We start from the raw sequence: 14,084 nt of genomic DNA, 5'->3' as shown, positions 1-14,084 counted from the left end.
CGGCGAACCGGGCGCGCCTCTCTGTGCTGTCCCCCGTCAGCGTGTGCCGACGGCAGCCCGTACGGCCCGGCGGGCCATCGCGCAGTCGTCGTGCAGCCGGCGCAGCAGCAGTCGCTGCTCCTCGCCCGACGATCCAGGCGCGGCCGGGGCCGCCGGAGCGGGGTCGTGCATCGTCCGCTGCACCGCCGTCTCGTAGGTGCGGATCTCCCGGGTCAGCACCAACATCAGGTTGACCAGGAAGGCGTCCCGCGCCGCGGGGCCCGCGACCTGGGCGAGCTGGCTGATCTGGCGGCGGGCGACCGGGGCGTCCCCGAGAACCGACCACAGCGTCGCCAGGTCATAGCCCGGCAGATACCAGCCGGCGTGCTCCCAGTCCACGAGAACCGCGCCCGCAGGCGAGAGCAGGATGTTGGACAGCTGCGCGTCGCCGTGGCAGAACTGCGCCTGCCCCTGCTTGCCGGGTGCGTGCGCCAGTCCGTGCAGCAGCTTCTGCAGATCGCCCATGTCACGGTCGGTGAGCAGCCCCAGCTCGTGGTAGCGCGCGATACGGCTGGCGTAGTCCATCGGGGCGTCGAACATTCCGGCGGGCGGCTTCCAGAGGTTCACCCGGCAGATCGCGCCCAGTGCAGCCCGTACGTCCGTCCGCGGCGGGGCTTCGACCGGATGCCGCTGCAGCGAAGCCACCCGCCCGGGCATCCGCTCGATCACCAGCGTGCAGGCGTCCGGATCCGCGGCGATCAACCGGGGCACCCGCACAGGCGGGCGGTGCCGGACGAACGCGCGGTAAGCAGCTATTTCGTGCCTGAACCGTTCGGACCAGGCGGGGGAGTGGTCCAGTAAGCACTTGGCGACGGCGGTACTGCGGCCGGTGGTGCCGACGAGCAGCACGGAGCGGCCGCTGCGCCGGAGCACCTGCACGGGGCTGAACTCCGGACAGATCCGGTGTACGGACGCGATCACGGCGCGCAGCTGCGCCCCCTGGGGGCCGGACAAGTCGATTCTCCCGCTGAGGGGTTGGGGGCCGAGCCCGGGCGCCCGCCGAGTACGTCCGCCGCCGTACACCGCCTGCGCTGCGGGGTTGGGGTCGAGATACGGCCCTCCGCCCGGCTGTTGCGGGCGGTGCGGCCGGGGCGGGGCGGACACGGAGGACGATGCTGCGTACATGGGCGAAACAGATCCCTTCGTGTGCCGACGAGTTGAGCGCGCCCCCGGCGCCGGAGGACGGCCCGCACCCTGGGGAATGCGGTCCGACCTCCGGGTCGGGGAGGCGCGTTCCTACAGGACACCGCCCTACGGGTGGCACACCATCTGGCGCACCCTGGCGAACCCTGGCGAATAGTCGCCTGGCTCATGACGGGCCGTTACTGTCAACTCAGCCGAGGAACCTGGGGGCTTGACGTGACCAAGGAACCCAACACCCGACTCGCGGATCTGTTCGGCCTCGCCGGCTGGTCCAAGGGAGAGCTCGCGAGGCTGGTCAACCGGCATGCGGCGGCCATGGGGCACCTGCAGCTGGCGACCGACACCTCCCGGGTGCGGCGTTGGATCGACACCGGTGAAGTGCCGCGCGATCCCGTGCCCAAGGTACTGGCTTCCCTGTTCACCGAGCGACTCGGTCGTGTCGTGACCATCGAGGACCTCGGGTTCGGCCGGCACGGGCGCGCGGGATTACGGCAGTCCGCTGACGGACTGCCCTGGGCGCCCGAACGGACTGCCATGGTCCTCACCGAATTCACGGGAATGGACCTCATGTTCAACCGACGCGGCTTGGTGGGCGCGGGCGCCGCGCTCGCCGCAGGCTCAGCACTCACCGGCGCCATGCACGACTGGCTGCACACCGACCCGGCCCTCGCGGCCGACGGTCCCCGTACCGGCGATCCGCTCGCCGCCGACTCCGCCACCTTCGACCGTTACGAGGCGGCCCCTGTCGGGTCGCAGGAGATCGAGGCCCTCGAGCGCTCGGTCGAGGTCTTCCGCGCCTGGGACGCGGCCCGCGGCGGCGGGCTGCAGCGCAAGGCGGTGGTGGGCCAGCTCAATGAGGTGGGCGGCATGCTCGCCTACCATCACCCCGACCACCTCCAGCGCAGGCTGTGGGGGGTCGCGGCCAATCTCGCCGTACTCGCCGGCTGGATGTCCCACGACGTGGGCCTGGAGCCCACCGCCCAGAAGTACTTCGTGATCGCGGCGCACGCCGCGAGGGAGGGCGGCGACCGGCCGCGGGCGGGCGAGGCCCTGTCCCGGGCCGCCCGTCAGATGGTGCACCTCGGCCGGCCCGACGACGCCCTGGACCTGATGAAACTGGCCAAGTCCGGCTCGGGCGAGGAGACCCTGCCCAGAACCCGCGCCATGCTGTACACCATCGAGGCCTGGGCGCAGGCGTCGATGGGGCGCGGCCAGGCCATGCGGCGCACGCTGGGTGAGGCGGAGGAACTCTTCGCCTCGGACAAGGGCGATGTCCCGCCGCCGAGTTGGATGCAGATGTTCGACGAGGCGGATCTGCACGGTATGCAGGCTCTCGCCTTCCGTACGCTCGCGGAGCACGAGCCATCGGCCGCCGTCACGGCCCAGCGGCATGCCAAGGAGGCCCTGCGGCTGCGCGAGGGCGGCCGCCAGCGTTCGCAGATCTTCGACTACATCTCCCTGGCCTCGGCCTGCTTCATCGCCGACGACCCGGAGCAGGCCGACCGGTACGCCAGGCTGGCATTGGTGTCGATCGGGGAAACCTCCTCGCATCGCACCTGGGACCGGCTGCGCGAGATGTACCGGCTGACGGGTCAATTCTCCGGCTACGCCCGCATCGAGGACCTCAGGCAAGAGATCCAGCGGGCGCTGCCGAAGGGGATGGCCAAGGGCAGGAACGCATCCGTGTAACCCACGGCATCCGTTCGACCAACAGCGACTGCACCGAACGACTGAACCCGGTTGACCGGTCACCGGGGGTCGCCTACAGGCATACCCTCCGGCAGACTCGACGAGCCGACAGACTCGTCGGGCCGAGGCACTCAACTGGGAGGCGCTCAACCGGTTGGTACTCAACCGGTCGGCAATCCGTCGGCCGGAGCATCATGAAGAGCCGATCCGGGCGACCAGCACACAGGCGTCGTCCTCGCGCTCGGCGTCACCCAACTCCTCGACCACGATCCGTACGCACTCCTGCGCGCTGCGGGCCGCCGACAGCCGCGGCGCGAGGTCCAGCACCCGCTGGGCCCCTGTGGAGCGATCTTCCGGGTCGGTGTCGTGGACGCCGGTGACGCGTGGTGAGAGACCGTCGGTGTGCAGCACCAGCAGGTCACCGGGCTCCAACTGCTCCTCGGCCTGTCCGTACACGGCGCCCGAGGTCGCGCCGAGCAGTACGCCCTCGGGGGACCGGAGCGCGCACCCCGTCCCGTTGCGGAACAGCAGCGGGGCGGGGTGTCCTGCCTGCGACCAGACCAACGTCCGGCGACGGGCGTCGTACCGGCAGCAGACGGCGCTGCCGAGGGCGGGCTGGGAGGAGGCGTCGAGCAGCTGGTTGAGCCAGCCCATCAGCGCCCCGGGCTCCGCCCCGGTGACCGCCATGCCGCGCAGCGCACCGAGCAGCATGGCCATGCCGGAGGTTGCGGTCACGCCGTGCCCGGTGAGGTCGCCGACGCTGAGCAGCGTCTGCCCGTCGGGCAGCGGGAGCGCGTCGTACCAGTCACCACCGATGAGGGTGCTGCTGGCGGAGGGCAGATAGTGCGCGGCGAGGTCGAGGGAGTCCGGACCGCCGTGCGGGAGGCGCAGGGAGCCGCGCCATGGCGGCAGCACGGCTTCCTGCAGCTCGACCGCAACCCGGCGCTCGGTCTGCGCGATATGCCGTTGGCGCTGCAGCGAGTCACGGGTCTCGCGTACAGCCCGCTGGCTGCGCCGCAGCTCGCTGACGTCCCGCAGTACAGCCCACATCGAGGCCGTGCAGCCGTCGGCGTCGAGCACCGGCTCGCCCATCATGTGCAGTGTCCGCACCGTGCCGTCGGCTCGTACGATGCGGAATTCCCCGTCGATCGGCCTGCCGTCCACCAGACAGTCGGTGACCATCGCGGTCAGCAGCGGCTGGTCCTCGGAGGACAGCCAGGAGGGCAGCTCGTCAAGGGAGAGGGGGCCGTCCTCGGGGGACCGGCCGAAGATCCGGAACAGCTCGTCGGACCAGTCGACCTCGTCGGTGAGGAGATTCCACTCGGCGCTTCCGACGCGGCCCACGGGCGCGCTCCGCCGGGTTTCGGGCGGCGGCAGCGGTAGGGACAGCCCCGTGCCCGCGGATGCGGTGGTGGGAGACGTGGTCGCGGGCTCGAGGTTGGGAGGCAGGCCCTCGCGCAGCTGGCCGAGCTGCTGCCCCAGATCGTCGAGCTGGTGGACCGCGAGATCGCAGAGCGCACGCTGCCAGCGGATCTGTGGATCGTCCTGGTCCGACACGGCATCGCGCCGTACGGCGTCGACCCCGCCGCGCAATCGCCGGGTCTGCGAGATCAGTGCGTCGACCGCTCCGCGCTCGGGCGGCTGGGCGGCGGAACGGTCCGCAAACGTGTGGGACGGCATCACGTACTCCGATACAGGCGCGGCCAGTTCTGACGGAAGGGGCCGGTTACGACTGTTGCACAGGGAGCGATGACCCGTAAGGGATTTGGCAACACCCGATTCGGCGGTGCTTCTGGCATATGCCTCAGGCCCTCCTGGGGGCCCTCGCGGGGGCGCCCGGGGCTGCTGCGGCCCGGACTCGGCGGAATGCCGCGGTCCGGGTAGGCTGCGGCGCGCAAGGCAACGGAATCCCACACCGTTCGCCAGGAGTGGACCCCGTGGACACCGGCAAGGATGCCGGTCAGCGGAAATCCCGTTGCCAGCGAACCCACCGCACCGGATGCTGACCTCATGTTCGATCCAGACATAGCGCCCAGCGGCACCCTGCTCGGCCTCCTCCAGCGAGGCCGCGGCGACGGGACCCTGCACGCACTCGCGGCGCCGCGCGCCGAGGCGCTTGCCGCGCTGCACCACTGTGTGCTGCACGACCCCCGGCACGACTGGCAGATCGAGAACCGCTCCCTCTATTACGCGCGGCTCCACCTCGAGCTCGACGGCGGACTCGACGAAATCGAACAGCATCTCTTCCACCCCGGTGACCTGATCGACACCGCGGAGGAGCGCACCGGCCTCGCGCTGGCCGTCCTCGGCCACCTCGCCTCCTACGGCCGCGAGGACGCCCTGCAGCTTCTCCGCCGCTACGCAGCCGCCGGCGGCAACTGGACCTGGGCGCTCGACGAGCTCGCCCTCCGCGACGACGATGCGGCGCTGCGGGCCCTCGGTGGCCCCGTGCTCGCCAGATTCCCGCGCACGCCCGAGGGCGAGGCCGAGCTGGCAGCCGCCGTACGGGACGCCTTCGAACCCCGCCCGTGGCGGCTGTGGGCCGACAGTACGGAGGATCCGGCCTGCGCCGCCCGGCTGCGGGCCGCACGGGAACAGGGCTGCTTCGACCGCTGGCAGCGCCAGCTCCGGCCCACCGGGCCGCGGCCGGGCTGGAGCGTCCGGGAGGTCCTCGACTGGGCACAGCAGGGCCTCGACCAGCACCCCTCCCAGCCCCGTCATGCCGCTGCGGCCCGCTGTCTCACCGCAGTGGCGGGACCCGAGGACCGCCCGGAGATTGTCGCCGCGGCCGTCGGGGGGCCGGACGGCGCCCGCTGCACCGCACTGCGCTTCCTGGCCGAACAGCAGGATCCGGAGGCGTTCGACCTGCTGGACGCCGCCGCGGCGAGTCCGTCCTCCGTCGTCGCCGAAGCCGCCATCGCCTCCTTCGAACGCATGCGCAGTATGGCCGCGCTGGAGCGCGCTCGTGGCTGGGCGCACCGCACCGACGCCGTGGGTACGGCGGCCGCCGGCATGCTCGCCTGCCGGGGTGGCCGCGGCGACTCCGAACGCGTGCTCGCCGCGCTGCGCAGGACCGTACGGACCGAGGGTGCGGACGCCGGCGAGCTGTGGTCGCTCGTCGACGGCACGGGCCGGCTGTCGATCGCCTGCGCTGCGCCTGTACTCCGCCATATCTACCGCGAGACCTCCTCGTCGCATCTGCGCGGCAGGGCGGCCCGTGCTCTGGCCGCCACCGACCCCGGCTTCGCCGCCGGATTCGCCGTCGAGTGCCTGTGGGACTGCGAGGAGAGCACGCGCGAGCTGGCCGCCCGGCACGCGGCGATCGGGGACACCCGCGTCGTCGAGCAGCTGCGACGGCTCGCCGCGGATCCCGCGGAGGAGGCGGAGGTCCAGACGGCCGTCCGCAGCCGGATCGGGCCGGATATGCCCGCGGTCTGACGCGGCCGCGGCACTCCGCGCTGGGCCCTGCGGCCTGTTTCCTTCCTCCCCCTCGCAGCCCGGCCCGTGGCGCTGCTCCGGGCTCCCTCCGGCGATCCGGCTCGCGCTGCGCCGTACGTCGTACGGTGCACGGGAGGATGCGCGGCGGGCTTTGCGGCAGGTGCAGCGGTAGGAGAAATGGGCCTTCGTCACCGCTCATCCGCCCACTTCGGCCATGCTTCCTGCCATCGAACGGTCAAACGCTCATGGGACGTTCCCCCGGCGGAAAGATCCACGTGGCCGGGGAAACGTCCCGGGCGTCGACAACTCGGGTATGCGTGTCGTCATCGTCACCGAGTCCTTCCCACCCGATGTCAACGGCGTGGCCCACTGCGCCCTGCAAACCGCCCGGCACCTCGTCCGGCGCGGCCATGACCCCCTGGTGATCGCTCCGGCAGGGCCGCACGAGGCCCCCACCGGACCCGATGGCCTGTCCATCGACCCCTGCCCCGTCGTCCGGGTGCCCTCGCTCCCGCTCCCCGGCTACCCGCAGGTGCGGGTGGCACTGCCCAGCCGGAGGCTCGCCGCCGCGCTGGCGGCGCACCGCGCCGACGTCGTCCACCTCGCCAGCCCCTTCGTCCTCGGGGTGCGCGGTATGGCGGCCGCCGCCAAGCTCGACATCCCCGCCGTAGCCGTCTACCAGACCGACATCGGCGGCTATGCCCGCACCTATGTGGGCGCGGGCGAGGGCGCTGCCTGGCGGCGGATCCGCACCGTCCACAGCGCCGCGGACCGCACCCTCGCCCCCTCCTCCTCCGCCGTCCGCGACCTGCTGGAGCACGGGGTGCCGCGGGTCCGCCTCTGGCCGCGCGGAGTGGACACCGAGCGCTTCGATCCGGCACTGCGCGACCCGGAGCTGCGCCGCTCGCTCGCCCCGGGCGGTGAACAGCTCGTCGGCTACATAGGCCGGCTGGCCCCGGAGAAGCACCTCGACCTGCTGGCCGAGGCCGGGGCACTCCCGGGGGTCCGGCTGGTCGTCGTCGGAGACGGCCCCAGCGCCCCCGGACTCCACAGCTCCCTGCCGGGCGCGCACTTCATGGGACGCCGCACCGGAGACGAACTCGCGCGGATCTTCGCCTCGCTGGACGTCTTCGTGCACACCGGGCCGTACGAGACCTTCTGCCAGACCGTGCAGGAGGCGATGGCCAGCGGTGTGCCGGTCGTCGCACCGGCAGCCGGCGGACCGCTCGATCTGGTCGACCACGGGCGTACGGGCCTGCTGGTCGCGCCGGGTGACGCGGGCGCCGTACGGGACGCCGTGCGCTCCCTGGTGGCCGACCCGGCCCTCAGGGCGGAGTACGGACTGGCCGGGCGCGCGGCCGTGGAAGGGCGGACCTGGGAGGCCATCGGTGACCGGCTCCTGGAGCACTACGCCGAGGTGCTCAGCGAACGTACGGCGGTGGCGGCATGACCGGTCCGATGACCCGGAGAGGCTCGCTGCGTATCGTCCGGCTCGCCAACTTCGTCACACCCGCCTCGGGCGGACTCCGTACCGCCCTGCGTGAACTCGGTGCGGGCTACCGTGCCGCCGGGCATGAACCCGTTCTCGTCATACCCGGCGAGCGGGAACGGGACGAACTCACCGCCCAGGGGCGGGTGATCACCCTGCCGGGCCCGCTCGTCCCCGGCTCCGGCGGGTATCGCGTGCTGACCGACCGCCGGAGGCTGGCCCGGCTGCTGGAAGGGCTCGCCCCCGACCGGCTGGAGGTGTCCGACCGCACCACCCTGCGCTGGACGGGGGAGTGGGCGCGGCGTGTCCGCGTACCCGCCCTGATGGTCTCCCACGAGTCCGTCGACGGTGTCCTGGGCACGTGGGGGGTCCCGGAGGGCGCCGCACGGCAGGCGGCGGACCGCCTCAACCGGCGTACCGCCCGGGCCTATTCGCGCGTCGTGTGCACCACCGCGTGGGCGGAGCGCGAATTCACCAGGATCGGCGCGCGCAATATCGTGCGCGCCCCTCTCGGTGTCGACCTCGACGGCCGCTCCCCGGAGCGGCGCAGCGCCTCCTTGCGCGACCTGTACGCCGCCCCCGGCGACGTGCTGCTCGTGCTCTGCTCCCGGCTGTCGGTCGAGAAGGGGCCCGGTACGGCGCTGGACGCGCTCGCCGTTCTGCGCAGACGCGGGGTCCGGGCCGTACTGGTGGTCGCCGGGGACGGTCCGCTGCGGGCGCGGCTGGCCGAACGCGCGCGTGCGGAGCGCCTGCCGGTGACCTTCCTCGGTCATGTAGCGGAACTCGCCGACGTGGCGGCACACCAGGCCACGGCGGATATCTGCCTCGCCCCGGGACCGGTGGAGACCTTCGGTCTCGCCGCCCTGGAAGCGATGGCCTGTGGGACGCCGGTCGTCGCCAACGCGGGTTCCGCCCTGCCCGCGATCGTCGGCACCGGCGGCGCCGTCGCACCCGGCGAGGGAGCTGCCTTCGCCGACGCGGTGCAACGGCTCCTCGCCCGCCCGGAACAGGACCGCCGGGCGGCGGCCCGCGCACGCGCCGAACGCTTCGGATGGTCCGAGGCCGTCGAGGCATTCCTCGCCGCGCACGGCGCCGACGCGTCCGTGTCCCGCGAGAACGAAGGGGACGTCGCACCCAGGGTGGAGGACCGCACCACTGTCGTACGTGGCGCCGCCAGGGTCCCGGCCCCACGCGCCACGACCGAGGGCCGTGCCGGAGCAGGGGGAGCCGCCGCGTGAAGCCGCCGACGGCTCGGACCCGTGATGAGGTGCCCGTTCCCGGCGGGCGCGGGGCAGGGCGCGGCGTACCTGGCTCCGTGGACACGGTAGGCGCTCCTCAGGAGCCGCCGCGCGATCCCTTCTCCGGGGACTCACCCTTCGGGGACTCACCTTTCGGGGACTCACTCTTCGGTGATTCGCCGAACGAGGGAACCGGTGCCTGCGGTCCCGGTGGCCACGGGACAGTTCCTGGTGTGCAGGCGGCCGCCGCACGCGCGCGTGCGGCGGCGGACGGCGCAGCTGTCCGTACCGCCGCCGGACGCCTCCCGCAGGCGGTCCGCTACGCCGCCCTGGGCGACTCGCTCACCGAGGGTGTCGGAGACCCCGCCCCCGGCGGCTGGCGCGGCTGGGCCGCCCTGCTCTCCACCGGCCTCTCCGAGGAGGGCGGGCAGCTGTTCAACACGGCGTGCAGCGGAGCCCTCACCCGGGACGTCGCGCAGGAACAACTCCCGCTCGCCCGCGCCTACCGGCCGCATCTCGCGTCCGTCCTTGTCGGGGTGAACGACACACTGCGCGACACGTTCGACATCGACCGGATCACCGGCAATCTCGACACCGTCCTGGGCACTCTCCACCGGGACGGCACCGTGCTGCTGACTGCCTGTCTGCCCGACCCCGGCCGCATGCTCGGGCTGCCCGCGCTGCTGGGGCGCCCGCTCGCCCGGCGTATGCGGGCGGTCAACACCGTGGTGCACGCCCTCTCCCAGCGCTACGAGGCGCTGCATCTGCACGCGGCCGACCCCCCGTGGGTCGCCGACCGAGCCGCCTGGAGCGTCGACCGGCTGCACCCCAACGAGCTCGGGCACCGGATCCTGGCCCGTGAATTCCACGCCCTGCTCACCGAGGCCGGACTCACCGCCGCGCCTCCGCCGTCCGCCGGGACGGACACCGCAGGACCCGGCGCCGCCGCCCAGGCCTGGTGGATGGCCACGCGCGGCTCCCGGTGGGTGGTGGCCCGCTGCCGTGATCTGCTGCCCGACCTGATGCGGCTGGCGGCCGCTGAGGGCAGGCACCGCCTCGTGGGCAGCACCGCGGTCCTCGATCTACGCTCCCACCGCGCCGCCCTGCACGCCCTCGCGGCACTCGCCCCAGCGCAGCCGCTGCGAGGCCAGCCGGAAGAAGGGGCGAATGCTTCCCTGGTATGACAGGGGCATGGCAAGCACGGTGAACGGTCAGGGACCAGGACTCCTCGGCCCGCGTACGACCGTGCCCGCCGGAAGCGGTGGGCAGCCTTGTGCCCGCTCACGGAGCCCAGCCCGTATGCCGACTGCCGGGGCGCCGGTCCGTCGCCGGCCCGTAGCGCGGCGTGGGCGGGGGAAGAGGAAGCGGACGGCGTGCCCCGCAGAACGCTCCACGGAAATCCGCGGGAAGCGCTGCGACAATGGCCGGATGACAGGACGCTGGGAGTTCTGGATCGACCGCGGCGGGACCTTCACCGATGTCGTGGGCCGGCGGCCCGACGGCCGACTCGTCACCCGCAAACTGCTGTCGCACAACCCGGCGCGGTACCGGGACGCGGCGGTCGCCGGGATCCGCCTCATGCTCGGACTCGGCCCCGAGGAGCCGGTCCCGGCGGACCGGATCGCGGTCGTCAAGATGGGCACCACCGTCGCCACCAACGCCCTTCTCGAACGCAAGGGTGAACCCACCGTGCTGGTCGTCACGGAGGGCTTCCGGGACGCGCTGCGCATCGCGTACCAGAACCGGCCGCGGCTCTTCGACCGCCGGATCGTGCTCCCCGAAGCCGTCCACGACCGCGTGATCGAGGTCCCGGAGCGGGTCGACGCGCACGGCGTCGTCGTACGGCCACTGGGCCTCGGCGCCACGGCCGCGGCCCTGCGCGAGGCGTACGACGACGGCTACCGCAGCGCCGCTGTGGTCTTTCTGCACGGCTACCGCCACCGCGCCCACGAGCAGGCGGTCGGCGAGGCGGCCCGGCAGCTCGGCTTCACCCAGGTCAGCTGCTCCCACGAGGTCAGCCCGCTGATGAGGATCGTCTCCCGCGGCGACACCACGGTCGTCGACGCGTATCTCTCCCCGATCCTGCGTCGCTACGTCGACGACGTCGCCACCGAACTGCGCGGCATCCGGCTGCTGTTCATGCAGTCCAACGGCGGGCTGCGCGAGGCCACCCACTTCCGGGGCAAGGACGCGGTGCTCTCCGGCCCCGCCGGCGGCGTCGTCGGTATGGCGCGCTCCGCGTCCGAAGCTGGATACGACCGTGTCATCGGCTTCGACATGGGCGGCACCTCGACCGATGTGTCGCACTACGCTGGGGAGTTCGAGCGCGTCTTCGGCACCGAGGTCGCCGGGGTGCGGATGCGCGCTCCCATGATGAACATCCACACCGTCGCGGCGGGCGGCGGGTCGGTCCTGCACTTCGACGGGCGGCGCTACCGGGTGGGCCCCGACTCGGCCGGAGCCGAACCGGGCCCCGCCTGTTACCGGGGCGGCGGCCCGCTGACCGTGACGGACGCCAACGTGATGCTCGGCCGGGTGCAGCCGGGACACTTCCCCGCCGTCTTCGGGCCCGGCGGCGACCAGCCGCTCGACGCGGAAATCGTCCGCCGGAAGTTCACCGACCTCGCGGAGGAGATCGCCGGGGTGGTCGGGGACCGGCGGAGCCCCGAGGACGTCGCCGCCGGTTTCCTCGAGATCGCCGTGCTCAACATGGGACACGCCGTCAAGAAGATCTCGGTGCAGCGCGGCCGTGATGTCACCCGCTATGCCCTGACGAGTTTCGGCGGCGCGGGCGGCCAGCACGCCTGCGCGGTGGCCGACGCCCTCGGCGTCGACACGGTGATCGTCCCGCCGCTCGCCGGTGTGCTCTCCGCCTACGGCATCGGGGTGGCCGACGCGACCGCCATGCGCGAGCAGTCCGTCGAGACCGAGCTGGACGAGGCGGCGATGCCGCGGATCCACGAGGTGTGCGACGGGCTGGCCCGGCAGACCCGGGACGAGCTGCTCGCGGACGGCGTGCCGGGGGAGACGGTGGGCACCTCGGCCCAGGTGCACCTGCGCTACGCGGGCACCGACTCCAGCATCCCCGTCCCGCTGGGAACCGCCGCCGCCATGAGTGAGGAGTTCGTGCGGGTACACCGCGAGCGGTACGCGTTCACCATGGACAAACCCCTCGTCGCCGAGGCGGTGTCGGTCGAGGCCGTCGGCGCGGCCGGCGAAACGAGCGGATACACCGCTCTCGGGCCCGCGCGGGACGGCGCTCTGCGCGCGGTCGCGACGGCGCGGATGTTCACCGGGGGGCGGTGGCAGGACACCGGGCTGTACGAGCGCGCCCGGCTGGCCGTGGGGGACACCCTCCGGGGGCCCGCGATCATCGCCGAGGACGACGCCACCACCGTGGTCGACCCCGACTGGCAGGCCACCGTGGACGAACAGGCACACCTCCTGCTCACCCGCGTCCGGCCGCGGCCCGGCACGGTGGCGGTCGGCACCGACGTCGACCCGGTCATGCTCGAGGTCTTCAACAGCCTCTTCATGTCCATCGCCGAGCAGATGGGCCTGCGGCTGGAGAACACCGCCCACTCCGTCAACATCAAGGAGCGGCTCGACTTCTCCTGCGCGCTCTTCGACGCCGACGGCAACCTGATCGCCAACGCCCCGCACATCCCGGTGCACCTCGGCTCGATGGGCGAGTCCATCAAGGAGGTGCTGCGGCGCAACGAGGGCGCACTGCGGCCCGGTGATGTGTACGCCATCAACGACCCCTACCACGGCGGCACTCACCTGCCGGACGTCACCGTGGTCACCCCCGTGTTCGACGCGGCGGGCGAGGACCTGCTGTTCCTCGTCGCCTCGCGCGGCCACCATGCCGAGATCGGCGGGCTCACCCCCGGCTCTATGCCGGCCATGAGCCGGACGATCCACGAGGAGGGCATCCTCTTCGACAACTGGCTCCTGGTACGGGACGGCAGGCTGCGTGAGCAGGAGACCCGCGACCTGCTCACGTCCGGCCCGTACCCCTCCCGCGCCCCGGACGCCAACCTCGCCGACCTGCGCGCCCAGATCGCCGCCAACGAGAAGGGGATCCGCGAACTGCGGAACATGATCGAGCAGTTCGGGATGGATGTCGTCCGTGCCTACATGGGGCATGTGCAGGACAACGCGGAGGAGTCCGTGCGCCGCATCATCGCCGGGCTCGAGGACGGCTCGTACCGCTACGAGACCGACAGCGGCGCCGTCATCCAGGTCTCGCTGCGGGTGGACCGTACGGCCCGCACCGCCGTCCTGGACTTCTCCGGGACCTCCGACCAGCAGCCGGGGAACGCGAACGCGCCGAGCTCGGTGGTGATGGCCGCGGTGCTGTACGTCTTCCGCACACTCGTCGCCCGGGACATCCCGCTCAACAGCGGCTGCCTGAAGCCCCTGGAGGTCCGGATTCCCGAGGGGTCGATGCTCGCGCCGACCTACCCGGCCGCGACCGTCGCGGGCAATGTCGAGACCTCACAGGCCGTGACGGGCGCGCTCTACGCGGCGCTGGGGGTCCAGGCCGAGGGCTCCGGGACGATGAACAACGTCACCTTCGGCAACGACCGTGTGCAGTACTACGAGACGGTGGCCTCCGGCTCGGGCGCCGGTGACGGCTTCGACGGCGCCGACGCCGTCCAGACCCATATGACCAACTCGCGGCTCACCGACCCCGAAGTGCTGGAGTGGCGCTATCCGGTGCGGGTGGAGGACTTCTCCGTACGGCAGGGCAGCGGCGGGCGCGGCCGGTGGCACGGGGGCTGCGGGGTCACCCGCCGCATCCGCTTCCTCGAGCCGATGACCGTGGCGCTGCTCTCCGGGCACCGGAGGGTGGCCCCGTACGGCATGGCGGGCGGCGAGCCCGGCGCGCTCGGTGCCAACGCGGTCGAGCGGGCGGACGGGACGCTCACACCGCTGGCCGGCTGCGACACGGCCGACGTCGCTCCCGGGGACGTGCTGGTCGTACGGACGCCGGGGGGCGGCGGGTTCGGCGGCCCGGAGGGGAAGTGAGGCCGCCGGCCCCG

General features: G+C 72.7%; 8 protein-coding genes. 6 read left to right on the top strand and 2 right to left on the bottom strand.

Going from position 1 to position 14,084, the window contains the following annotated elements; translation table 11 throughout:
• Positions 1–36: 36 nt before the first annotated feature.
• The gene (locus tag ABZW18_RS22370; RefSeq protein WP_356190017.1) at positions 37–1,164 is read right to left on the bottom strand and encodes an aminoglycoside phosphotransferase family protein; all 1,128 of its coding nucleotides are present in this window, start codon (positions 1,162–1,164) and stop codon (positions 37–39) included.
• Positions 1,165–1,398: 234 nt separating this feature from the next.
• Between ABZW18_RS22370 and ABZW18_RS22365 the strand changes: the two genes are divergently transcribed.
• Positions 1,399–2,871, top strand: a complete 1,473-nt coding sequence (locus ABZW18_RS22365) for a hypothetical protein (RefSeq protein ID WP_356190015.1) — start codon at positions 1,399–1,401, stop codon at positions 2,869–2,871.
• 192 nt (positions 2,872–3,063) lie between these two features.
• Here the strand turns inward: ABZW18_RS22365 and ABZW18_RS22360 are convergent, their stop codons facing one another.
• Positions 3,064–4,551 carry a SpoIIE family protein phosphatase gene (locus ABZW18_RS22360; protein ID WP_356190013.1) on the bottom strand — a complete coding sequence of 496 codons (1,488 nt, stop codon included), beginning with the start codon at positions 4,549–4,551 and terminating at the stop codon, positions 3,064–3,066.
• 330 nt (positions 4,552–4,881) lie between these two features.
• On the opposite strand from ABZW18_RS22360, the gene ABZW18_RS22355 reads away from it, so the two are divergent.
• From ABZW18_RS22355 to ABZW18_RS22335, 5 genes are all read left to right on the top strand, one after another.
• Positions 4,882–6,309, top strand: a complete 1,428-nt coding sequence (locus ABZW18_RS22355) for a HEAT repeat domain-containing protein (protein WP_356190011.1) — start codon at positions 4,882–4,884, stop codon at positions 6,307–6,309.
• 313 nt (positions 6,310–6,622) lie between these two features.
• On the top strand, positions 6,623–7,759 hold the full coding sequence (locus ABZW18_RS22350; RefSeq protein ID WP_356190009.1) for a glycosyltransferase family 1 protein: 1,137 nt from the start codon (positions 6,623–6,625) through the stop codon (positions 7,757–7,759).
• Positions 7,756–9,036, top strand: a complete 1,281-nt coding sequence (locus tag ABZW18_RS22345) for a glycosyltransferase (protein WP_356190007.1) — start codon at positions 7,756–7,758, stop codon at positions 9,034–9,036. Before ABZW18_RS22350 ends, ABZW18_RS22345 begins: the two co-directional genes overlap by 4 nt.
• Positions 9,037–9,269: 233 nt before the next feature.
• Entirely contained in the window at positions 9,270–10,220 is a 951-nt protein-coding gene (locus ABZW18_RS22340; protein WP_356190005.1) for an SGNH/GDSL hydrolase family protein, read from the top strand.
• Positions 10,221–10,464: 244 nt separating this feature from the next.
• A complete protein-coding gene (locus ABZW18_RS22335; protein ID WP_356190003.1) occupies positions 10,465–14,070 on the top strand; it encodes a hydantoinase B/oxoprolinase family protein in 3,606 nt (1,201 codons plus the stop codon).
• The last annotated feature ends 14 nt before the right edge of the window (positions 14,071–14,084 follow it).

Source organism: Streptomyces sp. NPDC004647 (assembly GCF_040609575.1).
Classification (GTDB): domain Bacteria; phylum Actinomycetota; class Actinomycetes; order Streptomycetales; family Streptomycetaceae; genus Streptomyces.
Note: the sequence above shows the minus strand (reverse complement) of the source record. Positions and strands in the feature narration are given on the sequence as shown.